The organism is Oricola sp., from assembly GCF_965230365.1.
Taxonomy (GTDB): Bacteria; Pseudomonadota; Alphaproteobacteria; order Rhizobiales; family Rhizobiaceae; genus Oricola.
The window spans coordinates 831,250-853,361 of record NZ_OZ246003.1 but is presented as its reverse complement, the minus strand read 5'-3'; the positions used below and the strand labels follow the sequence as shown (position 1 = coordinate 853,361).

At 61.5% G+C, this 22,112-nt stretch carries 22 protein-coding genes and 1 tRNA gene; 17 read left to right on the top strand and 6 right to left on the bottom strand.

What is annotated here, in order from left to right:
• The first annotated feature begins 46 nt into the window (after positions 1-46).
• From ACO06R_RS04160 to ACO06R_RS04145, 4 genes are all read left to right on the top strand, one after another.
• Complete coding sequence (locus ACO06R_RS04160; protein WP_421856465.1) at positions 47-1,240, top strand: D-alanyl-D-alanine carboxypeptidase/D-alanyl-D-alanine-endopeptidase; 1,194 nt, start codon at positions 47-49, stop codon at positions 1,238-1,240.
• 106 nt (positions 1,241-1,346) lie between these two features.
• Positions 1,347-2,363: an AraC family transcriptional regulator ligand-binding domain-containing protein gene (locus ACO06R_RS04155; protein WP_421856462.1), complete on the top strand. Its 1,017-nt coding sequence runs from the start codon at positions 1,347-1,349 to the stop codon at positions 2,361-2,363.
• Between the two features lie 123 nt (positions 2,364-2,486).
• On the top strand, positions 2,487-3,314 hold the full coding sequence (locus ACO06R_RS04150) for an NAD(P)H-binding protein (protein ID WP_421856459.1): 828 nt from the start codon (positions 2,487-2,489) through the stop codon (positions 3,312-3,314).
• Between the two features lie 35 nt (positions 3,315-3,349).
• A complete protein-coding gene (locus tag ACO06R_RS04145) occupies positions 3,350-3,763 on the top strand; it encodes a DUF4345 domain-containing protein (RefSeq protein ID WP_421856456.1) in 414 nt (137 codons plus the stop codon).
• Positions 3,764-3,816: 53 nt separating this feature from the next.
• On the opposite strand, the gene ACO06R_RS04140 is transcribed toward ACO06R_RS04145, so the two are convergent.
• Positions 3,817-4,416 carry a hypothetical protein gene (locus ACO06R_RS04140; protein WP_421856453.1) on the bottom strand — a complete coding sequence of 200 codons (600 nt, stop codon included), beginning with the start codon at positions 4,414-4,416 and terminating at the stop codon, positions 3,817-3,819.
• Positions 4,417-4,433: 17 nt separating this feature from the next.
• Entirely contained in the window at positions 4,434-4,679 is a 246-nt protein-coding gene (locus ACO06R_RS04135; protein ID WP_421856450.1) for a hypothetical protein, read from the bottom strand.
• A gap of 380 nt (positions 4,680-5,059) precedes the next feature.
• On the opposite strand from ACO06R_RS04135, the gene ACO06R_RS04130 reads away from it, so the two are divergent.
• Positions 5,060-8,569, top strand: coding sequence for a BTAD domain-containing putative transcriptional regulator (locus ACO06R_RS04130; RefSeq protein ID WP_421856447.1), 3,510 nt, complete (start codon positions 5,060-5,062; stop codon positions 8,567-8,569).
• 138 nt (positions 8,570-8,707) lie between these two features.
• Here ACO06R_RS04130 and ACO06R_RS04125 read toward each other — a convergent pair whose 3' ends face one another.
• The 3 genes from ACO06R_RS04125 to ACO06R_RS04115 form a co-directional block, all read right to left on the bottom strand.
• On the bottom strand, positions 8,708-9,124 hold the full coding sequence (locus tag ACO06R_RS04125) for a hypothetical protein (protein ID WP_421856444.1): 417 nt from the start codon (positions 9,122-9,124) through the stop codon (positions 8,708-8,710).
• 1,100 nt (positions 9,125-10,224) lie between these two features.
• A complete protein-coding gene (locus ACO06R_RS04120; protein WP_421856440.1) occupies positions 10,225-10,452 on the bottom strand; it encodes a hypothetical protein in 228 nt (75 codons plus the stop codon).
• Between the two features lie 238 nt (positions 10,453-10,690).
• Positions 10,691-10,780, bottom strand: a tRNA-Ser gene (locus tag ACO06R_RS04115).
• A 264-nt stretch (positions 10,781-11,044) separates the two neighbouring features.
• Between ACO06R_RS04115 and ACO06R_RS04110 the strand changes: the two genes are divergently transcribed.
• From ACO06R_RS04110 to ACO06R_RS04100, 3 genes are all read left to right on the top strand, one after another.
• Positions 11,045-11,719 (top strand): 50S ribosomal protein L21, encoded by a 675-nt coding sequence (locus tag ACO06R_RS04110; protein WP_421856436.1) that lies wholly within the window; start codon positions 11,045-11,047, stop codon positions 11,717-11,719.
• Positions 11,720-11,815: 96 nt separating this feature from the next.
• Positions 11,816-12,085 (top strand): 50S ribosomal protein L27, encoded by a 270-nt coding sequence (rpmA, locus tag ACO06R_RS04105; protein WP_421856433.1) that lies wholly within the window; start codon positions 11,816-11,818, stop codon positions 12,083-12,085.
• 113 nt (positions 12,086-12,198) lie between these two features.
• The gene (locus ACO06R_RS04100; protein ID WP_421856430.1) at positions 12,199-12,783 is read left to right on the top strand and encodes a GNAT family N-acetyltransferase; all 585 of its coding nucleotides are present in this window, start codon (positions 12,199-12,201) and stop codon (positions 12,781-12,783) included.
• 7 nt (positions 12,784-12,790) lie between these two features.
• On the opposite strand, the gene ACO06R_RS04095 is transcribed toward ACO06R_RS04100, so the two are convergent.
• Positions 12,791-13,615 carry an endonuclease/exonuclease/phosphatase family protein gene (locus ACO06R_RS04095; protein ID WP_421856427.1) on the bottom strand — a complete coding sequence of 275 codons (825 nt, stop codon included), beginning with the start codon at positions 13,613-13,615 and terminating at the stop codon, positions 12,791-12,793.
• 87 nt (positions 13,616-13,702) lie between these two features.
• Between ACO06R_RS04095 and obgE the strand changes: the two genes are divergently transcribed.
• From obgE to ACO06R_RS04050, 9 genes are all read left to right on the top strand, one after another.
• Entirely contained in the window at positions 13,703-14,737 is a 1,035-nt protein-coding gene (gene obgE / locus ACO06R_RS04090; protein ID WP_421856424.1) for a GTPase ObgE, read from the top strand.
• Positions 14,734-15,852, top strand: a complete 1,119-nt coding sequence (gene proB, locus ACO06R_RS04085) for a glutamate 5-kinase (protein ID WP_421856421.1) — start codon at positions 14,734-14,736, stop codon at positions 15,850-15,852. Before obgE ends, proB begins: the two co-directional genes overlap by 4 nt.
• A gap of 14 nt (positions 15,853-15,866) precedes the next feature.
• Positions 15,867-16,232, top strand: coding sequence for a VOC family protein (locus tag ACO06R_RS04080; RefSeq protein ID WP_421856418.1), 366 nt, complete (start codon positions 15,867-15,869; stop codon positions 16,230-16,232).
• Positions 16,233-16,304: 72 nt separating this feature from the next.
• Positions 16,305-17,591: a glutamate-5-semialdehyde dehydrogenase gene (locus ACO06R_RS04075; RefSeq protein ID WP_421859200.1), complete on the top strand. Its 1,287-nt coding sequence runs from the start codon at positions 16,305-16,307 to the stop codon at positions 17,589-17,591.
• Between the two features lie 57 nt (positions 17,592-17,648).
• Positions 17,649-18,239, top strand: coding sequence for a nicotinate-nucleotide adenylyltransferase (locus ACO06R_RS04070; protein ID WP_421859198.1), 591 nt, complete (start codon positions 17,649-17,651; stop codon positions 18,237-18,239).
• Between the two features lie 108 nt (positions 18,240-18,347).
• On the top strand, positions 18,348-18,758 hold the full coding sequence (rsfS, locus tag ACO06R_RS04065) for a ribosome silencing factor (protein ID WP_421856415.1): 411 nt from the start codon (positions 18,348-18,350) through the stop codon (positions 18,756-18,758).
• 30 nt (positions 18,759-18,788) lie between these two features.
• A complete protein-coding gene (rlmH, locus tag ACO06R_RS04060) occupies positions 18,789-19,271 on the top strand; it encodes a 23S rRNA (pseudouridine(1915)-N(3))-methyltransferase RlmH (protein WP_421856412.1) in 483 nt (160 codons plus the stop codon).
• Positions 19,272-19,360: 89 nt separating this feature from the next.
• Positions 19,361-20,683 (top strand): murein hydrolase activator EnvC family protein, encoded by a 1,323-nt coding sequence (locus tag ACO06R_RS04055; protein WP_421856409.1) that lies wholly within the window; start codon positions 19,361-19,363, stop codon positions 20,681-20,683.
• A 5-nt stretch (positions 20,684-20,688) separates the two neighbouring features.
• Entirely contained in the window at positions 20,689-22,011 is a 1,323-nt protein-coding gene (locus tag ACO06R_RS04050) for a S41 family peptidase (protein WP_421856406.1), read from the top strand.
• The last annotated feature ends 101 nt before the right edge of the window (positions 22,012-22,112 follow it).

Below are 22,112 nucleotides of genomic sequence, written 5' to 3'. Positions count from 1 at the left end.
GGTGTAGTTTCCAACTCCGCCAATGCGATCCATTTCGGGAGCCGTCATGAGGAACTTCGCCGCCGCCCTCGTTTGCCTTGCGTTGCTTCTGGCGGCGCCTGCCACGGCCGACATAAACAAGAAGATTGCGGCTGTCGCGCCAAACGGCCTAGTCCTGGTTCTCGGCAAGGACGACGAGGTTTTGCTGGCCCGCAATGCCGACACGCCCTTCGTGCCCGCATCGGTCGCAAAGATCGTCACCGCGTGGCTGGCGATGGAGGTGCTCGGACCCGACCACCGTTTCGAGACCCGGCTTTATCTCGACGAAGATCGCGTGCTCTACGTTCGCGGCGGCGGCGACCCCTTTTTGGTCTCCGAAGAACTGGCGCTGCTCGCCCCGGCATTGCTTGCGACCACCGGCAAGGAACCGTTTGCCGGCATCGTGCTCGACGCCGGCTATTACGCCGCCGACCTGCGCATTCCGGGCATCGAAGATACCGACGAAGCCTATGATGCGCTGAACTCGGCGCTCGCGGTCAACTTCAACACGATCCATGCGGTGCGCAAGGGCAAGACCGTTCGCTCGGCCGAGGAGCAAACGCCCATCACGCCGTTGGCGATCAGCCAGTTCCGGGCGCGCGGACCGAACGGGCGCGGCCGCATCAGCCTCGCACAGGAGGATCCCGCGATCAGCGTGCGCTATGCGGGCGAACTGCTCGCCGCCTTCATCGGCAAGGAGGGTGGCAAGATCGACGGTGAAATCGTCATCGGCAGCGTTCCCGCCGGGCTGGAACCGGTCCACGTGCACCGCCAGTCGCGTAGCCTCGCGGAAATCCTCAGGCTGATGCTGCTGGGGTCCAACAACTACATCGCCAACCAGGTCTTCCTGGAGATCGGCGCCCATCGCCTCGGCGGGCCGGCGAGCCTGGACAAATCGCTCCGGGTCGCCGGCGAAATCCTCGCCGGTCATGGCTTGACGGGGGATATCCGCATCGAGGAAGGATCAGGTATCAGCCGCGGCAACCGCTTCACGGCGCGCGGTCTCGCCGCGGTACTTACCCGCTTTGCGCCCCATGCCGAGTTGCTGCGCAAGGCGCGCAGCGGCTCCCGCTACAAGACCGGCACCTTTTCCGGCGTACGCACCCTGGCGGGCTATGCGCGAACATCGGAGCATGGAGACGTCCGTTTCGTCATCTCGCTCAACAGCGGTCCGGGCAAGCTGCGTTTCCGGTTGCTCGACATCATCGAAGACGGACTCTGACCGGTCGCACTTGGTAGGTCTGACCGCTAGCTCTGCAGAAACCAGGACGGACAGTGTCGGACGGTTTCTTGTTTGGTGACCGCGCAAATGCCCGGTATCATAGGCAATGGGCTACATCGCGAGCATCTTTCTGGAAAAGCTGCGCCACTTGCTGCCGCCTGTTTCCGCTGCCCGGCACGGCGCGCTTCTGGGCAATGTCGGAAACGCCAACGCCGAGGCGAAATCCGCCTTCGTTACCGATATCGCGTTTTTTGCTCTGCTCGAACATATCGCGGAAGACGCGGCGGCCGGTCGGTCGATTGCGGTCGCGCTCGGCGCATCGATGCGAGGCGACGACTATGGCGCGTTCGGATTTGCCTTCAAATCCGCCACCAATCTGTTGAACTCGTTCCAGCGAGTCGAGCGCTACGGGCGCGTTGTGACGAACTTGGGGAATTATACCGTGGAGCGTGGCAACGGCTCGGCTTTCATGCGCGTGCGCAAAGGCGAATCAGAAAGGCTGGGCGAACACATGGTCACGGAGTTGGCGGTCGCCGCAGGCACAGCCATCAGCCGCGAAGTCTGCCGGACACCTTTCGTTCCGATATCCGTGCATTTCTCGCATGAAGCGCCCCCCGACAGCGCCGGGCACGAAGCGCATTTCCGCTGTCCGCTGATCTTCGGTTCCGATCGCGATGGCTTCGAAGTCTCAGAAGCGGACCTGTATGCGGGCAATCGACTGGGTGATGCCGCGATTTCGGGTTTTCTCGACAGCCATCTTGAGCACAAACTGGCGGAATTTCCTGAAAGCAGGCAGACGATCGAGCCGGTTGTCCGCGCCGAGATAGAGCGTTCGTTGAGCGACGGCGTGCCGACTTTGCAGACGATTGCCCGGCATCTCGGCATGAGCCCCCGCACCCTGCAGCGCCGGATGGCTGACGAAGGGGTCGTCTTTCGAGACCTTGCCGAACGAACACGGTTCGATCTCGCCGAGCGACTGCTGCGCGAGACCGACTACGCCCTCGCCGAAGTCGCGTTCCTGACCGGTTATGCGGAGCAAAGCACCTTCAGCCGCGCTTTCAAGAGATGGAACGGCTGCACGCCGGCAGCATGGCGAAAATCCTCCCCTTCCGCCGACGTCTGAACCGAGAGCGTGTCCGGGCAATGGTTTGGCGCATCCTGCCAACGCGTTGACACGATCTGCCAAGACCCACGCAACGGCACCCGTCTATCCATCGGCTGATATCAAGCCGACGGAGTAAGAACCTTGAATCCTCTTTCCATTCTCGTCACCGGCGCGACCGGCAAGGCCGGGTCGCGGATCGCAAAACGCCTTGAGGCACAAGGCCATGCAGTCCGTCGCGCGTCCCGGAACGCGATCATACCCTTCGATTGGGAGAACCCGGCCACATGGGTGCCTGCACTTGACGGTCAATCGGTCGTTTATGTCTGCCTGCAGCCGGACTTTGCCTTTCCCGGTGCGCTTGAGACGCTCGTCTCCTTCGCGCAGATCGCACGCCGTGTCGGTGTATCCCGTGCCGTGATGATTAACGGGCGCGGCGAACCTGCCGCCGAACGCGGCGAAGAGGTCATCCGCGCGACAGGCTTGACCACGACGGTTCTGCGCTCCGCCTGGTTTGCTCAGAACTTCTCGGAAGGCTCGCTGCGCGACGCGGTGCTTGCCGGCACGGTCCCGATGCCGGGTGGCGACATTCGCGAACCCATCATCGATCTTGACGACCTCGCCGATGTCGCTGTCGCCGCCCTCACCGACAAAGCCCATGCCGGGCTGACCTACGAACTGACCGGCCCGCGCCTGCTTGGTTTCGCCGAAGTCGCGGAGCTGCTCGCTCGGGCTGCCGGCTTACCGGTGCGATATCTGCCGATCACTTTCGAAGAGTTTCGTTCAGAGCTTGAACGAACCGCCGGCACTGTTTTTGCCGATATTGTCACGGAGATCGCGCGCGAGACCTTTGACGGCCGCAACGCCCGCGTAACCGACGACGTCAAGCACGTTCTCGGGCGCGCGCCGCGCGACTTCAATCAGTTCGCAACCGACGCGGCCCGTGCCGGCGCTTGGCGCATCGCCGCGTGAACCCTGCCCTGTTCATCCCACGACTGGAGACCGACATGGCCCTTTCCCTGTTCCAAAAAATAGCGCTTGCCATCGCCGGCGTTACCGCGCTGTTGATCGGCTGCTTCATCCTGACTGCGCCGCAGGCCTTTTACGCGAGCTACGGCATCGCGCTCCCAACCGATCCCAGCCTGTTGAGCGAATTGCGGGCGCCCGGCGCCGGCCTCGCGGCACTTGGCGCGATCATGCTTGCCGGACTCGTTCGCGCGGCCTGGTCCGAAATATCGCTGGTCGCCGCCTTGACCGTTTTTTTGGGTTTTCCGGCCGGACGTCTCGTCAGCCTGGCGGTTGACGGTATGCCCTCCGGAAGCGTTCTCGGCGCGCTTGCGATCGAGATCGCAATAGCAGCGCTCTGTTTGCTGGCCTTCCGGTCCGGCCGCGCCGCACCGGCAGCAGTCGCAACCCGGTAACGAAATCTGGATAAAAACGGCGGAACCATTGTCCCGCCGTCTTGTCATGACCCTCAATCGAGCGTGGCCTGATCCTCGTACTCGTAATACTCAGGTTCCCAATTGGCCTTCTTCAGTTCCGAGCCGCCGAGAATCTCGAACGTCGCATTGACGCCCATATGCGTGGAGAAGCCGAGCAGGGTCTGCTCCATCACGCCTTCGACATCCGCGTAACTACCGGTGCTGCCGGTGATCGGCCGCGCATTGGCGACGTCGACATCGGCCAGTTCGGTGCCCTGCGTGATCAAAACGCCGTCGCCGAACTGGAACACCTGCCGGCTGATCAGCCAGACGCCTTCCTTGGTGTTCCCGCCCTTGCCGACAAACCAGCCGTCGCAGGTCCAGGTTCCGAGAACCTTGTGCGGGAAAGCCGGGCTTCCGTCCTCCAGAACGCCGCTTTCGTCACCACGCAGCGTCCCTTCGGGATAGATGTATCCCTGCGTGACGAACGGATTGCCGTGCGCCGGCATGCCGTTCTGGTGGACCGGCGCCGGCGCAAACACGAAGCGCGTGTGATCTTCGGCGACATCGAACCGTGTTAGTGCTGTTCCGGCCATTGTTGAGCCGGTCGACAATCCAAGGAATGTCGCCAAGGTCAGTGCTTTGACAAACATGGTTGTATCCTTTCGTATCAGTTGTGATCGTGCATAAAGCTTGTATCGACGCTGCGGTTCAGCATCTTGAGGCCGCTGCGCCGCATGCGTGCCGAACTCACCGGAATTCCCATGTCGCGCAGCAGGTATTCGGGGCAGTCACGCAGTTCCAGTCGCAAGCGGCGTTCCGCCATTGCCTGCTGATGGCTGCGCCACGCATGTCCGATCCAGTTCAGGATTTCGAATCGGCTGCGTCTGGTTGGTGCGAATTCAATCGTCGTCATCTCGAGTCCCTTTCATCTGTCCGAAACGATGAACCCGAGATGCCCCGGCGCCGTCAGGACGGCGTGATGTCGAGCGTGACACAAGCGTGAAAAGACGTGATGCGTTCAGAATTTCGTGCAGTACTCAGCAGCACGATACAATGCGCTCGACTCGCAATGCTGCCGCAAAAGTGAGAAACTCTGCGTCATCCAATACCGCGAAGCTTCAAGGAAACCTCGATTTGGAAGACGTCCAGGATAAGCCGACGGCTGCCGCCTCTGCCGGGTCTCTGAAGCTGCTCGGTAGTTTTTCGCTCGTCGTTGGGGATCGGGATATTGGGGTGGCTTCGCGAAAGGGCCAGATCTTTCTGGCGCGCCTTGCGACGGCGCGCAACCGACGCATGTCACGGCAACGTATGGCGGCCTTCCTGTGGCCGGATCATGGCCCCGGACAGGCCCGTGCCAGCCTGCGCCAGGCATTGTCCCGAATGCGCGATGCGCTCGGCGCCGCCGCTGATGTCTTGCAATCCGACACGTCGGCAATCTGGCTCGACGCCGACCTGTGCGACATCGATACGGATCGCCTCGAAGACATGAATTCGGTTTCCGAGCTTACCGCCGCCGGAGAGTTTCTGGAAGGAATTCATGTCGCCGAACCCGCCTTGCAGGAATGGCTGGAGGCCGAGCGCAGGATCCAGTCGGAACGGTTGCTGAAGGCGTTGCAGAAGGCCGGGGAACAGGCGGAGCAAGACAACAGGCATGACGATGTCATTCAGCTTGGGCACCGTCAGGTGACGCTTGATCCGCTGAACGAGGCGGCCCACCGGCGGCTGATGCAGGCCTTCGCCGCCAGCCGGCGCAGATCGCGCGCCCTTGCCCAATACGATACCCTGAAGTCGCTCCTGCGCGCCGAACTCGACCTCGCCCCGGAAGCCGAAACGACTGCACTTTTCAACCAGATCAGGGCGGACCGGGCACGCCGGCCGGCTCCGGTGGAGCAGATAGAACCGGCGGAAACCCAGCCCGCCGAAATCGACGAATCGACGCCTGAGCTGCGCTTGATCACCGTTCTGTGCATCCATGCCGATCCCGAGCCGACATCCTATGCGGAAATCCGCGAGGCCATCGTCGGGTGCGGCGGCACGCCGCTCAGCGAGGCCGCCAACGAAGTCCTGTTTGCCTTCGGCCTGCGGCAATCGCGCGAAGACGACGCCCGCCGAGCCCTGGAAGCCGCGCTGAAGCTGCGATCAGTCGACCCGACCTTCTCCGTCGGCCTGTCCCTGGGGCTGGTGACCGTCGATCCCACCGGTGTGCGCGGCGCCGCGTTTCGCCGGGCCGAAAGCCTCGCTTACCTTGCGATGCCGGGCGAGATTCTCGCCGGACGCTTCTTCCGCAATCAGGCCCAGGACTGGGCGCGCTTCGAGGAGGAGAACATCCGCGGCCAAACGGTCTGGCGGGTGATCGACATGGGCGAAGGCGCCATGCGCCCACATCTCCCGCTGGTCGGGCGAAAGATCGAGATGCTTCAAATGACCGAGCTGATGCGGCAGGCCGAAGAAGCAGACGGCAGTGTCGTCATTCTCGCCGGCGACGCGGGTATCGGCAAGACGCGACTGACCGAGGAGGTGGAGACCGCCGCCCGCCAGTCGGGCTATCCGGTGGTTCGTTTCAGTTTCTCGTTGACGACAGAAAACCGCACGCTTCTCGATCTGCGGCTTGGCCGGTCGCTGGCCGCCGCCCTCGGCCTGAAATCGATACCCGAACACGGCGGGCTCAGCGACCTGGTACGCGAATTCCTGACGGCGGTCTTCGATCCGGGTCGGGAGAGAACCGTCCTCTCCCGGCTCTACGGGATCGGCCGCGAAACCGTTGTCGAATTGTCTGCGGAAGCTTTGGTTTACCTCGTTACCGCCCACAGGAATGCGGTCGTTACATTGATCCTGGAAGACTGTCACTGGGCGGAGAACGAAGAGATCGCGCTTGCCTGCGCTGTCGCCCGCCGGCTGCACGGCAAGCGCGCCTGGCTTCTGGCGACCGAACGGCCAGCCGAGGAGCGTCTGCGTCCGGCGATAGGCCTGGCCGCGATGGAGACGCCGCTGCATGTGATGATGCTGCCGCCGCTGCGCACCAGCGAGGCGCATGCGCTGGCGCGGCAAGTTCTGCCTTCGCAGCATGAGCGCGAAGACGAAATCGTCGACAAGGCGGCGGGCAGTCCGCTCTTCATCATCCGCCTCGCCCAGGCCAATGACGAACTGGGTAAGGACATGCCGACCTCGGTCATCGCGCTGGCCCAGCAGCAACTGGATAGCATCTCGCCGCAAGCGCGCGCGTCATGCCAGAATGCGGCTGTTCTCGGTCACCGCTTCTCCCAACCCGAGGCGGCGGCGATCTTCGGACCGTCGATGACCTCCGACCTGATCGGCACCGGCTTCTTCGGTTTTTCCGGCAACAATATCGAGTTCATTCACGCGCTCATTCATCAGGCCGTCTACGAGACGATGCCGCAGGCCAGCCGAGAGCAGGCGCATCTTCAAGCGGCCCGGTTTTACCAGTCGCGTGACGTGACCAAATGGGCCGATCATGCGCTGCTGAGCGGCGACCAGGCGCTTGCCGCCACGGCTTGCGCGAAGGCTGCCTTTACTCTTGCACCTTTGGGAAGTTTCGACCGGGCCGAACGCTTTATCGACGCAGGGCTTGCCGTAGGCGGCACTGAAATAGCGCGCGCGCAACTGCTCTCGTACCGCGGCAGCATTCGCCGGGAGCAGGGCCATTTCGACGAGGCGCGCGCCTTGTACGCGGAGGCGGCTGAGACTACGGACATAACCGACCCGCGCGCGCAAGCGCTCGTCCGCCTCGCCTGGGTGCATCGGTTCCAAGGTGACACCGAGTCCGCCCAGCGCGCGATCGACGCGGCCACCGAACTGATGGACACCGGCGAACCGAGCGCTGTCACGCGGGCGGATTACCTGATTGAAATGGGCAACCGCGCTTTCATGCGCGGCGACCATCGCCAAGCCATGAAACTTCAAACAAAGGCCCTGCGGATCGCCGAAGGCGGCAGGCACTTCTATGAGGCCGCGCGTGCATTGAGCGGACAGGGAGACGCGCACTATGCGAATTTCCGTTTGATCTCGGCGCGCGAGAAGTTCCGCCAAGCCATAGAGATTGCGGAACACCACGGCTACGGCCTCGCCGCCAATGCCAGCCGCCACATGTACGGCCTTACCAACTTCTATGTGGAGCCCGGGGAAAAATCGCGCGAACTGTCCCGCATCGCCATTGACCGGGCACGCCTGGAATCCAGTGCCCGCAACGAGTACACGGCACGGATCGACTATTATGAGCAATTGCTGTTCAACATCGAGCTCGACAGGGCCGCGAAGGAACTTTGTGCGATTGAAGAGCTCTCAGCGAAAATAGGGAGCAACCGCTTCGACGAAGACCTCGCCGCTTCGCAATGCGCGCTTGCGGTGCTGGTTGGCGATCTGGAGACGGTGTTACGCATTACTGGCTACTACCTGCAGCAGCCGCCATCGCCATATATTTGGCCCTGTTTTGCGGCGCTGCGCGCTGCCGGGACGACGGATACCGCCGAACGCGACAAACTGCTGGCCCAGGGAGAAGAGGTTCTGGCCAAGACCAACATGTCCCACTCGGTGATCTACTTCTACTACCTTGCCGCGATCGCCATGCGCAAGGATCCGGTTCAGCAGGAGCGATATGCAACCACACTCCTCGCGCGGGCAGACAGTGAAGTCACGGGTATTGTGGAGCTGATAACCAGGTCGATGCGCGCGCGCGCCAACCCCGATCCTGAGGTACAGTCGCAGCTCCGCGGCGATCTCGAAACAGCTCGACTGAGGGGCCTTTATCCCGAATTGTTTCCGGAGTTGGTCCCGCAGCCATTGTGACCGATCGGCCATCTTCACGGCCGTCATGCCGGCCGCCTCACCTCAAGCATGTTTCCTGCCGACATCGCAAACCGCCGGGTTCGCCCCTGACAAGGGAGACCAGCCTGCATCGATGACCGGACTCTGTCGGGAAGGCTCCTACTCGGCTGCCGGCAATACGCGAAGCACAGCGGAAAGCCCTTGATTCATGTGCCGTTCGATATGATCCATCATCTCGTCGAGGCTCTCGCCAACCGCGCATTCCAGATACTCGGTCGTCATGTGGCGAAACTCGCCATGCGCACCGTGTACATTGTTGTGCACGGACAGATAGATCCGCACGAGCGGTGCCAGACGCTCCCAATGCGTCAGCAGAATGTCGTGACCGGCGTTTTCGTAAACCCATGCGTGAAAGGCGAGTTCGTGCTCGATGGCGCGCGCCTGCACCGTTGTGCGCCCTTCACGCACAGCTTCCATGAAATGTCCGTGCAAGACCTGCGTATCGGCATAGGCTTCAGTGAGGTGATTGCCGTTCTTGTGGTACTCGGTTTCGCGGTTACGGATCGATCGGTCCAACTGCCGCAGAAGCCAATCCCGGCGTTTGTCCGACTTGGTTTCCCGCTGCTCTTTGAGATAGCGTTTCCTGAGTGCTTTGCCGCCACCGTGAAGCTTACAACGGCCAACGCCGCACACGGCGGGGCACTGGCAGGGCGTCCCTCGCTTCGTCCTGGCGCCGCGTTTCGGCAGCCGCGTCAACGATCCCTGATGGGCCTTCCATTTCGCAGTCTCATGGCCTCGCACAATGTACTTTCCTATCAAGGTATTAGGTTTGCTGACGGCGGTTGGCCCACGATCTCCAAGCGGCTAAACTGCACGTGGTACCGGTTTGCGCCCTTCTTTGCGTCCGATATAGGCCCACTCCCCATAACACGCTCCGTCTCCGAGGATATGAAGGAATGACTAATCTCTATTTCAAACACACCATCGATAACACTTCTGCACAGTCATCCGTCATGAGCTTCACGGTTTCAGAAATGGCTTTCTCTTCCTGCTGGCGATACGATCGGGCTTCTCTAGGATCCGTCATTGCTTTTCAAACCTCATGGCAAGCAGCTTTATCAGGTACACAATTACGTTTAACACACTCGCATAAAGCAATATATTTAGTAATGATGATACTATTGGAAAATAATAACCTAAATGTATAATGTTGAAATCCATATAAAGGTCTTTGGAGTAATTTATATCTGAAATATAACCAATGTAAACAAATATTATAAGAAATGAACACAGATAAAATGCCCCAAAATGCATTTTATTTGTAAATCTAATGTGTTTACTCTTATCAAACGCATACACAAAACTACATACATATTGGAGATGAGTGAAACTACAATTATCAATAAACTAATTATTACTTGATATATGTATACATCACCGCCAAATCCATCAATTTATCCGGTTTCAATGTATCGATTATTAATATCCGAGACAAATATTATCAAATCAATGCCGAAAACATTTTGGTTGAACAGGGCAATTTTATTGGTGAATATTAATACATAGGCTATAATCGTGCTCAAAATTGTCGCGCAAAAAAAGGCTACATTTACTTTATATATTTTTCTATTTTCGAGTACATCAGCGTCACTAAGCGGCTTATCAAATTCCATTGACTACTCCACGCTCATGTGGCGGTTGAAAAACGCCGTAACCCTGAACGACTTCGTCAGTCGGCCGCGCCTTCTTGATCCCGGATCGATACGGCCGCGGCCGTCCGCCTGCCAGTTGGCCAGTTTGAACCAAACACCCCGCCCCGGCCGCGACACGAGGTCTGCGGGGAACAGCCGTGTATTGTTATCGACCGCGCCCTTGAAGCGGTTGAAGCGGTTGAAGCCGGACAATCACCTTTCTCGCGTTTGTGCCACTCGCCAACTCTTGCATCGCTGGTTCCGGGAACTATCCCGTTGACGAAATTCACAATCTATTCGTCACCACACTACAAGTATTCCGCTGCGTCAATAATACCATACTGATCTCAGACAACCTTGCGGCCAGCCTTATTCGGACGAGACGCGGATCAGGGGCGCGGAGCCGGGGTACTACGGGCAGCGCTGAAGGGCTCCGTAGTGCTTTGAAGTCTGGCGGAGAGGGAGGGATTCGAACCCCCGATAGAGTTGCCCCTATACCGCATTTCGAGTGCGGCGCTTTCAACCACTCAGCCACCTCTCCGTGACCGCCATGCTGCGAGCGGGCCGCTCCATACCGGGCCGCGCCGGCAATGACAAGCCTCCTTGATCGAAATGCTTGACTTTTCGGCGCGCGATGATCATACGGAACCCGCTGGCGCGGAATTCCGCGCCTGTTGTATTTGTGCGCGGCAGGTTGCTCGCACAACCCGACAAAAGAAACCGTCACGACTGACCAAAAAGACGGCCGGCCCGAATGCTTCGGCAATGATGGGCATGAGCCGGACCGAACACGAAAGGAAAAACGATGTTCGCAGTCATCAAGACCGGTGGCAAGCAGTACCGCGTTGCCGCCGAAGATGTCCTGAAGATCGAGAAAATCGCCGGCGACGCGGGCGAAATGGTTGAATTCGGCGAAGTGCTGATGGTCGGCGAAGGTGCCGATGCAACCGTTGGCGCGCCCTTTGTCGATGGCGCACTGGTGACCGCCGAGGTGGTCGAGCAGGGCCGCGCCCGCAAGGTGATCGCATTCAAGAAGCGCCGCCGCCAGAACTCCAAGCGCAGCCGCGGCCACCGCCAGCACCTGACGACGGTGCGCATTGCCGAAATCCTGACCGGCGGCGCCAAGCCGACCAAGAAGGCGGCGGCCAAGAAGCCGGCGGCGAAGGCCGAAACCAAGGTCGAGGAAAAGGCGGAAGCGCCGAAGGCTGCCGAGAAAAAGGCCGAAAAGCCGGTTGAAGCCGCCGAAACGGCAGCAGCACCGCTGTTCACCGCGCCGGAAGGCGAGGCTGACAAGCTGACCAAGATCAAGGGCATCGGCCCGGTCGCCGAGCGCCAGCTCAACGAGCAGGGCATCACCACCTATGCCCAGATCGCCGCGCTGACCGACGAAGAGATCGCCACGGTCGACGAGAACATGCCGTTCAGCGCCGACCAGATCCGCGACTGGCAGGCCCAGGCCAAGGAACTGGCCGCCAAGTAGGGCGACAACGAACCGATCGCTTCGCGGGCTTGCATCGGCGGCCCGCAAGCACCATAACGCAGGAAACGCGCCCGCGGGCGCGACAGGAGAAACGAAATGGCACACAAGAAAGCTGGCGGTTCCTCGCGCAACGGTCGCGAGTCTGAATCCAAACGTCTTGGCGTGAAGAAGTTCGGTGGCGAGCGCGTCATTGCGGGCAACATCATCGTGCGTCAACGCGGCACCAAGTGGCATCCGGGCGACAATGTCGGCATCGGCAAGGATCACACCCTGTTTGCCCTCGCCGAAGGTTCGGTGGTGTTCAAGGCCAAGGCAAACGGCCGAACCTATGTATCGGTGGCGCCGATGCAGGAAGCCGCGGAATAACCGGAACCGCTCCCAAATCCGGTGTCCCAGACCCCGGATCACGTTTTGCGACAACGACTTGAAGGGAGATGGGGCAAGAACCCATCTCCCTTCTTGATTCAGGGTGAGGAACGATGATCGAAAGTGCATTCAATGACACCGCCGCGCTCGACCTCAGCTACGACAGCCCGGTGCTGCTGACGCAGCGCCTGGTTCTGCGGCCGCCGCATATCGACGACATCACCGATCTGGCCGCGATTGCCAATGATCGCCGGATCGCCGAGATGACGTCGCGCATGCCCCATCCCTACGGCATCGCCGATGCGCGCGTGTATCTGGAAAGCAGCATCCGCGCCGAACACGAAGGCTATATCTACGCGATCACCCTCGCCGAAACCGGTCAACTGATCGGCTATTGCGGACTGGAACGGCGCGAGCGCTCCGGCGGCTTCGAGATCGGTTTCTGGCTTGGCGCGGACTATTGGGGCGCCGGCTATGCCACCGAGGCGGCCAACGCGCTGGTCGACCAGGCGTTCCGCGCCACCTCGGCGGAACGGGTGCACGCCGTCTGCCGCACTGTCAACGAGCAGTCGCGCAACGTGATCCGCAAATGCGGCTTCAGCCTCGTCGGCCTCGACGAAATCGAAACCGTTTCGGCGGGCCGCGTGCCGGTCGAGCGTTTCGTCTTGGAGCGCACAGTCTGGCTGGAACGCAAATAGGGAGGCGTCAGGCTCCGATTTCGATCCACACGGGCATGTGGTCGGAGCCTTCCGCATCCTGATCGATGCGAACATTGGTCACGCGTTCCGCCAATTCCGGATTGGCAAACCCGTAGTCCAGGCGCTTGATCTGCGACCGGTCCTCGGGAAGCGTCCAGCTCCAGCCGCTGTCGGCAGCGGTGACATCCACCAGATGCCCGCCCTCCGACAGCATGGCGCGATACTCCGAAAGATCCGGCTCGAAATTGAAGTCGCCGAGCAAAAGCAAGTCCTCGGTGACCGGCAGTTCGGGAAAGCCGTATTCGGACAGCCCGGTAGCGGCGAGGCCGGTATGCGGCGCGGCCAGCGCCACCGCTTTGAGCGCATCGATCTGGGAATGGCGCTCTTCGGCGTCGATATGGTCGAGATGCACGCTGTAGAAGCGAATGACGCCGGCCGGCGTGTCGATCATCGCCTCGAGCGCGCCGCGCTGCAGGTTCAGCTTGGCAAGGCGCATCGAGCGTGGCAACAGCAGGCGCCGGACCGAAATCAGCGGCCAGCGCGAGATGATCATGTTGCCGAACTGGAACCGGCTCTGTTCGGCCTTCCCTTCGCGAACCGTGCTGCCGAAATCGACATCGGCCGGCATGTGGACCGCGCAGAACCGGTCGGCAAACAGTTCCTCGATCTCGGCGACCATGTCACGGCCGGCATTGCGGATGAAACCGCGGGTGACTTCCTGAAGGGCGATGACGTCCGCATCCGCAACGGCATCCGCGATCCGCTTGAGATCATATTGCCCGTCGAACCCGATGCCGAACTGAATGTTGTATGTCGCGACCTTTACCGTCATTGAAGCATTCCCAATTCAAACTCGCGCAATCATTTGCAATGGGCTACAGCACCCCTGATTGAATTGAACCAGCGACATGACAGAATCATGAAGTTCCTCGATCAGGCGAAAGTCTATATCCGCTCCGGCGACGGTGGCGCCGGCGCGGTTTCCTTTCGCCGTGAGAAATACATCGAATTCGGCGGTCCGGACGGTGGCGACGGCGGGCGCGGCGGCGACGTCTGGGTCGAGGCCGGCGAGGGCCTGAACACGCTGATCGACTATCGCTATCGGCAGCATTTCAAGGCCAAGACCGGCATGCATGGCATGGGGCGCGATCGCACCGGAGCCAAGGGCGCCGACATGACCCTCGCCGTGCCGGTCGGAACGCAGGTTTTCGAGGAAGACAACGAGACACTGATCTGCGACCTGACCGAGGAGGGACAGCGCTTCCTGCTCGCGAAAGGCGGCAATGGCGGGTTTGGCAACGCCCATTTCAAATCCTCGACCAATCAGGCGCCGCGCCGCGCCAACCCAGGCCTCGACGGCGAGGAGCGCACGATCTGGCTGCGCCTCAAGCTAATCGCCGACGCCGGTCTTGTCGGCCTGCCCAATGCCGGCAAGTCGACGCTGCTGGCGAGCGTGACCGCCGCCAAGCCGAAGATCGCGGATTATCCCTTCACCACGCTTCACCCCAATCTCGGCGTCGTGCGCATCGACGCGCGCGAGTTCGTACTGGCCGACATTCCGGGCCTCATCGAAGGCGCGCATGAGGGCGTCGGCATCGGCGACCGTTTTCTCGGCCATGTCGAACGCACCAACGTGATCCTGCATCTGGTCTCGGCCGTCGAGGAAGACCCGGCAGCCGCTTACCGAACCGTTCGCAACGAACTCGAAGCCTATGGGCACGGCCTGGCCGAGAAGCCGGAGATCGTGGCGCTGTCGCAGATCGACACGGCGAACGCGAAGACGCTCAGCGACAAGCTGGCCGCACTGCGCGAAGAGTGCGGCCGCGAGCCTATGCCGTTCTCTTCCGTCAGCCGCGACGGGCTGGACGAGATCCTGCGGGCACTGATGGTCCACATCGAGGAGCGGCGGGCGGATGACATGCCGGCAGAGCCCGATCCGCGCTGGACCCCATGAACGGACGGCTCGCCTCCTACAAGAGAATCGTCATCAAGATCGGATCGGCGCTTCTGGTCGACCGCGCGACCGGCCTGAAGCGCGCATGGCTGACCAGCCTGGCGCGCGACATCGCTGCCCTGCGCGCCGCCGGGCACGAGGTTCTCGCCGTCTCTTCGGGTGCCATCGCGCTTGGCCGTACTGTACTCGACCTGCCGCAGGGATCGCTGAAGCTGGAGGAAAGCCAGGCCGCCGCCGCCATCGGCCAGATCGCGCTTTCAAGGGCATGGTCGGAAGCGCTGGATACCGAGGGTATCCTGACCGGCCAGGTGCTGGTGACCATCGACGACACCGAGGCGCGCCGGCGCTATCTCAATGCCCGCGCCACCATCGGTGCGCTGCTGCGGCTCGGGTCAGTCCCGGTCATCAACGAGAACGACACTGTCGCCACCGGCGAGATCCGCTATGGCGACAATGATCGTCTCGCCGCCCGCGTCGCGACCATGATGAACGCCGACCTGCTCGTCCTGTTGTCCGATGTCGATGGCCTCTACACCGCATCGCCGCATTCCGATCCCTCCGCCCGCCGCATCCCGACGGTCGAGGTAATCACTCCGGAGATCGAGGCGATGGCGGGTGCCGCGGCCTCGGAACTGTCGCGCGGCGGGATGCGCACCAAGATCGAAGCGGGAAAGATTGCCGTGCAGGCCGGAACGGCCATGATGATCGCGTCGGGATTGTTCGAGCACCCTTTGCGCACACTCGACGATGGCGGTGCCTGCACAGTGTTCCGGCCGTCGTCTGCCCCTGTCTCGGCATGGAAGAGCTGGATTGCCGGACAGCTTGAGCCGGCCGGCACGTTGACGGTGGATGCCGGCGCGCATGCGGCGCTGCGCACCGGCAAAAGCCTGCTGCCGGCAGGCGTGAGGCAGGTTGGGGGCCGTTTCCAGCGGGGTGACACGATCGCGGTTATCCTGCAGGATACCGGTCGTGAGATCGCACGCGGACTGGCCGGCTATGACAGCGACGAAGCGCGAAAGATCGCGGGTCGCAAAACCGGCGAGATCGAAGCAATTTTGGGATATGCGCCACGCGCGGCGATGATCCATCGCGACGACATGGTGGTCGGTCCCTAGTCAGGGAGGCACGCATGCACAAGGTCGCAGGCATCGGCGGGATGTTCTTTCGGGCGAGCGACCCGGCCGCCTTGTCGAAATGGTATGCTGATCATCTCGGCGTCGATCCGGTGCCAACGGATTACGACAGCCAGCCATGGCAGCAAGCCGCCGGACCAACCGTGTTTGCCCCGTTTCCGACCGATACCGAGTATTTCGGCGAGCACGCCAATCACTGGATGATCAACTTCCGGGTCGAGGATCTGGATGCGATGATCGCGCAGCTCGAGGCGGCCGGCATCGCCGTGGCCCGGGACCCTGAGACCTATCCCAACGGTCGCTTTGCGCGACTACATGATCCCGAGGGCAATCCGGTCGAACTCTGGGAGCCGTCCGCGTGACGATCGCCGCGCATTGCCCTTACGGGCAATGGACGGTAGATAGGCTGCTCGCAAGACATGGAACCCGAAATCATGCTGACCAGGGCAGATAGCACTCCGACCGACATCGCCGCTTTGATGGCCGATATGGGCGCGCGGGCGCGCGCGGCAAGCGCGCCGTTGGCTGTCGCCTCGACAGAAGCGAAGAACACCGCGCTCGCCGCAATGGCCGATGCGCTCGAAGCCGACATCGACAACATCCTTGCCGCCAACACCACCGACATGGAAAATGCCGAGGGCACCGGCCTTTCCCCGGCCTTCAAGGACCGCCTCAAGCTGACCGAAGACCGCGTCAAGGCAATGGCAGACGGCATTCGCGCCATCGCTGCCGCTGAAAACCCGGTAGGCGCCACCATTGCAGGGTGGGATCGTCCCAACGGCCTGAAGATCGAACGTGTGCGTACACCGCTCGGCGTCATCGGGGTCATTTACGAAAGCCGGCCCAACGTGACGGCCGACGCTGGTGCGCTATGCCTGAAGGCCGGCAATGCGGTGATCCTGCGCGGTGGCACGGATTCGCGCAACTCGTCCGGCGCGATCCACGCCTGCCTGACCGAGGGGCTACGCGCGGCGGACCTGCCGGAAGACGCCATTCAACTCGTGCCCGTTACCGACCGGGCCGCGGTCGGCGAGATGCTTGCCGGCCTAGGTGGCGCAATCGATGTGATTGTGCCGCGAGGCGGCCGCGGTCTTGTCGAGCGGGTCCAGAATGACGCTCGTGTGCCGGTCTTCGCTCATCTGGAGGGCCTGTGCCATATTTACGTCGACCGGTCGGCCGATTTGGAAATGGCCACCGCCATTGTCGTGAACTCGAAGATGCGCCGCACCGGCATCTGCGGCTCCGCGGAGACCTTGCTGATTGACCGCGCCGCGTCCGTGAGCCACCTGCTGCCTTTGCTGGAAGCCCTCGACGCCGCCGGTTGCGAGATCCGCGGCGATGAGGATGTCTGCCGTGCATGGCCGAGAGCCGTGCCGGCAACCGAAGCCGACTGGACGACCGAGTATCTCGCGCCAATCATCTCCGTTACCCTCGTCGATGGCATCGGCGGCGCAATCGGTCACATCGCCCGCTATTCGTCGAACCATACCGAGGCCGTGATCGCCGAGGATGCAGCAGTGGTCGAGCGTTTCTTCAACGAGATCGACAGCGCGATCCTGTTGCATAACGCTTCCACCCAGTTCGCCGATGGCGGCGAATTCGGCATGGGCGCGGAGATCGGTATCGCCACCGGCAAGATGCACGCTCGCGGTCCTGTTGGCGTCGAGCAGCTCACCTCGTTCAAGTACCTTGTGCGTGGCACGGGGCAGACCCGCCCCTGACCGCACATGAAAAGGCAACTGCAGCATCATCCGGGCGTCGGCCCGAAACATCTGCGGATGCCGCATGTCGAGCCGGGCATGGCGGTCGGCCTTTTCGGCGGTTCTTTCAATCCGCCGCATGACGGTCATGTCCTGGTGACCGAACTGGCCATCAAGCGGCTGAGGCTTGACCAACTTTGGTGGATGGTCACCCCGGGCAATCCGCTGAAGGATGCGGCCGATTTGCGGCCGCTGGCCGAGCGGTTGTCGCTGTCGGAGACAATCGCCGTCGATCCGAAGGTCAAGGTGACCGCCTTCGAGGCGGCGCATGACGTCCGCTTCACCGCCGATACGCTGGCCGTGATTCGCCGCTACAACCCTTCCGTCCGGTTTGTCTGGATCATGGGCGCCGACAATTTGCGGGATTTTCACCGCTGGCAGAACTGGCGCGATATCGCCCTCACCTTTCCCATCGCCGTGATCGACCGGCCGGGATCGACCCTGTCCTATCTGTCTTCGAAGATGGCCAAGACCTATGGCTACGCCCGGATTGACGAGACCGACGCGCCGTTGCTGCCCAGCTTGCCGGCCCCCGCCTGGACCTTCCTGCACGGGCCGCGTTCGCCCCTTTCCTCGACGGCGATCCGTAACGCGGTAAGCATTTCGTAAAGAAAGCTTGAAGCGGTCTGTCTTGAAACTGTTAACACGACATGACTATCTTCAGGGTGCGCGGCCGAATCGCCGGCGCATCGTTTGTTCCGAACTGAAAGGGTACTCTTGAGAACAACGACCTTTAAGAAGGCCAATGAAGCGCCTTCGACCCCCGGGATCAGCGATCAGGAAGCTGCCGACCGGATTCTTGAGCTGGTCAAGGACAGTCTGGAAGACTCCAAGGCCGAGGACATCGTTTCCATCGACATTCGCGGTAAATCGGCAATGGCGGACTACATGGTGGTCGCGTCGGGCCGGTCTCATCGCCATGTCAGCGCGGTAGCCGATCAGCTGTTGCGCGGCCTGAAAGACGCCGGTCACGGCACAGCCCGTGTCGAAGGTCTTTCGTCCGCCGATTGGGTTCTGATCGACGCCGGAGATGTGATCGTTCATGTCTTCAGGCCCGAGGTCCGTGACTTTTACGCGCTCGAGAAGATCTGGCAGGAGCCGGAAACGCCGGCCGACACGCTGCACTAAGCGTTTCGGCAAGCGATTCTTCGACGCGCGATGCGGGTGACCATTTTTGCGGTCGGCCGGATGAAACCCGGCCCCGAAACAGACCTTGTGTCGCGTTATCTCGATCGCTTCGCAAAGTCCGGCAGATCGCTTGGACTGGACTATGGCGGGCTGGTCGAAACGCCTGAGAGCCGCGCCCGCAGCGCCGAGTCGCGCAAATCCGAGGAAGGCGCGCGCTGCGCCGACACACTCGACAGCCGCTCGATACTGGTTCTTCTGGACGAACGCGGCAAATCCCCCTCTTCCCGAGAATTCGCTCAAACAGTGGAACGCTTCCGCGACGATGGCGTTGGCCAACTCGTATTTGCGCTTGGCGGTCCTGACGGGCATGCCGCTTCCCTGCGCGACCGCGCCAATTGGGTGGTTTCTCTCGGCAACCAGACCTGGCCGCACCAGCTCGCACGCATCATGCTCGCGGAGCAACTGTACCGCGCCGCGACCATTCTGGCCGGTCATCCCTACCACCGCGACTGAACTTGCCTTGGCGCGGCCCAATTCCCGGTGCAATTCGGCGCAGCGTTCGTTAGAACCAGTCGGAAGCTTCAATCGATTCCGGTTACCTCATGTACCATCCTGTCGGCCTGATATCCGCGCTGCTGCTCGCTGTCCTGACAGCGCTGGGTAGCTTTGCGGCGATCGCCCAGGAGGCTGGTACCGAAACCGACACTGCGGAACTGTCGACCAGTCTTGAGCGTAGGGCGACGGAACTGGCCGACATTGTTCGGCAACGCTCGATTGCCAAGAATCGGACCGAAGAGCTTGCGCACGAGGTTTCGCAAATCCGCAAGGACCGGGCCTCGCTTAACACGGCCATCATCCAGGCGGCTAAAACCGAACGGAAGCTTTCCGAGGACGTTATCGTGCTGGGCGAGAAGCTGGTTGTTGCCGGCCGTGAGGCCGATACGGTCAGAGCCAGTCTCCTGGAGCGCCGCGCCCTGCTGGCGGAAGTTCTGGCGGCTCTGCAGCGCATGGGGCTCAACCCGCCGCCGGCAATGCTTGTAACGCCCGACGATGCTTTGTCTTCCGTGCGCAGTTCGATCCTTCTCGGCGCGGTTGTACCGGGCATGCGCGAGGAAGTGCGCATCCTGATCGCCGACTTGACCGAACTGCGGCATCTGACCGAGACTTACCGTGCGGAGCGGAAAAAACTGACTTCCGTGGTCGAACGCCAGAAGGAAGAACAACACCGTCTTTCACTTTTGCTTGAAGAAAAACGGGCACTGGAAACACGAACGGCCGAGCAGCTGGCCTTCGAACAGAGGCGCGCCGCCGAACTTGCCGAAAAGGCGGAAAGCCTGCAGGAGTTGATTGCCTCGATCGAGACGGAGATCCAGTCCGCCCGCGAAGCCGCCGAACAAGCGCGCCTCGAAGCTCAACGCAGACTGGACGAAGGCCGCCAACGCGCTGAAAACCAGACGTTTTCGCAAGCGCGAATTGCGCCGGCCTACGCATTCTCGGATCTCGCCGGCAAGCTGGAAAAGCCGGTCGCCGGTCCCACAATCACCGCATTTGGCGACGAGGACGGTTATGGCGGCACAGCGCAGGGCGACACGATTGAAGCGAACTCGGGAGCATATGTTACCGCACCGGCAGACGGATGGATCCTGTATGCGGGACCCTTCCGATCTTACGGACAACTCTTGATCCTGAATGTTGGTGACGATTATCATGTCGTACTCGCAGGAATGGAACGTGTCGACGTCAGACAGGGACAGTTTGTATTGTCAGGCGAACCGGTAGGCGGCATGGGGCGCATTCACCTCGCCAGCGTTTCGGCGGCTGCGGCTGCAAATGAGAATCCGACGCTCTATATTGAGTTCAGGAAAAACGGCAAACCGGTCGATCCCGCACCCTGGTGGGAGAAACCCGGTTCTGGAAGGACATAACGGATATGATGAGAAAGATCTCATTGCTATTTGCAGGCGCGCTCATGGGAGCCGCTTCCGTGCTCGCCGTGTCGGGTCACAGCATGATGTCTGCGAATGCAGCCGGTAGTGATACTTACCGGCAACTCGCGATTTTCGGCGACATCTTCGAGCGTGTGCGCGCCAACTATGTTGAGGAGCCGCAAGATCGCGAACTGATCGAAAACGCGATCAACGGCATGCTGGCAGCGCTCGACCCGCATTCCTCCTACCTGAACGCCAATGACGCGGCCGACATGCGCACCCAGACCAAGGGTGAGTTCGGCGGTCTTGGCATCGAGGTCACGATGGAAGACGAACTCGTGAAGGTGATTACGCCGATGTTCGGCACACCGGCCGAGAAAGCCGGTGTGCTGGCCGGCGATTTGATCGTCGAAATCGATGGCGAAGAGGTGCGCGGCCTGACTCTGCAGCAGGCAGTCGACAGGATGCGCGGATTGGTCAACACGCCGATCGAATTGAAGATCCTGCGCGAAGGCGCCGACAAACCGCTCGATATCACCATCGTGCGCGACATCATCAAGATCCAGGCGGTTCGCTACCGCACCGAGGACGACATCGGCTATCTGCGCGTGATCTCGTTCACCGAGCAGACCTTCGAAGACCTGCAACAGGCCATCGAAGATCTTTCCGAAGAAATCGGCGAAGAAGAGCTCAAGGGCTTCGTGCTTGATTTGCGGCTCAATCCCGGCGGCCTTCTCGATCAGGCGATCAATGTGTCGGATGCATTCCTCGAAAAGGGCCTGATCGTCTCGACACGCGGTCGCGACGATCGCGACAGCCGGCGCTATTCGGCCCGGCCCGGCGACCTGACTGGCGGCAAGCCGCTGATCGTGCTCGTCAACGGCGGTTCGGCGAGCGCGTCGGAAATCGTCGCCGGCGCGTTGCAGGACCATCGCCGCGCAACCGTCGTCGGTAGCCGCTCCTTCGGCAAGGGGTCGGTGCAGACGATCATCCCGCTCGGCGAGAACGGCGCGCTGCGTCTGACCACAGCGCTCTACTACACGCCGGCCGGCACCTCCATCCAAGGCAAGGGCATCACGCCCGATATCGCCGTCAACCAGACGATCCCGGACGAGTTGCTCGGTCGAGACCTGACCCGCGGCGAGTCGGATCTCCGGGGCCATATCGAGGGCGCCGAAGAGGACGAGGACGGCTCCGGCTCGATCGCCTATGTGCCGCAGGATCCGGAAGAAGACGACCAGCTCGCCTTTGCATTGGAACTGCTGCGCGGCGAGCGCTCCGACCCGGCTTTCCCGCCGGATCCGGCAACCGCATTGCCCAATTGAGGGCGCTGAACCGCCAGCGTTGCCAAACAGACAAGTTGGCGTGGTAGAAAACAGGGGTCACTGATTCGCGGTGACCCCTTTTTGATTCGCGGTGATGCTCG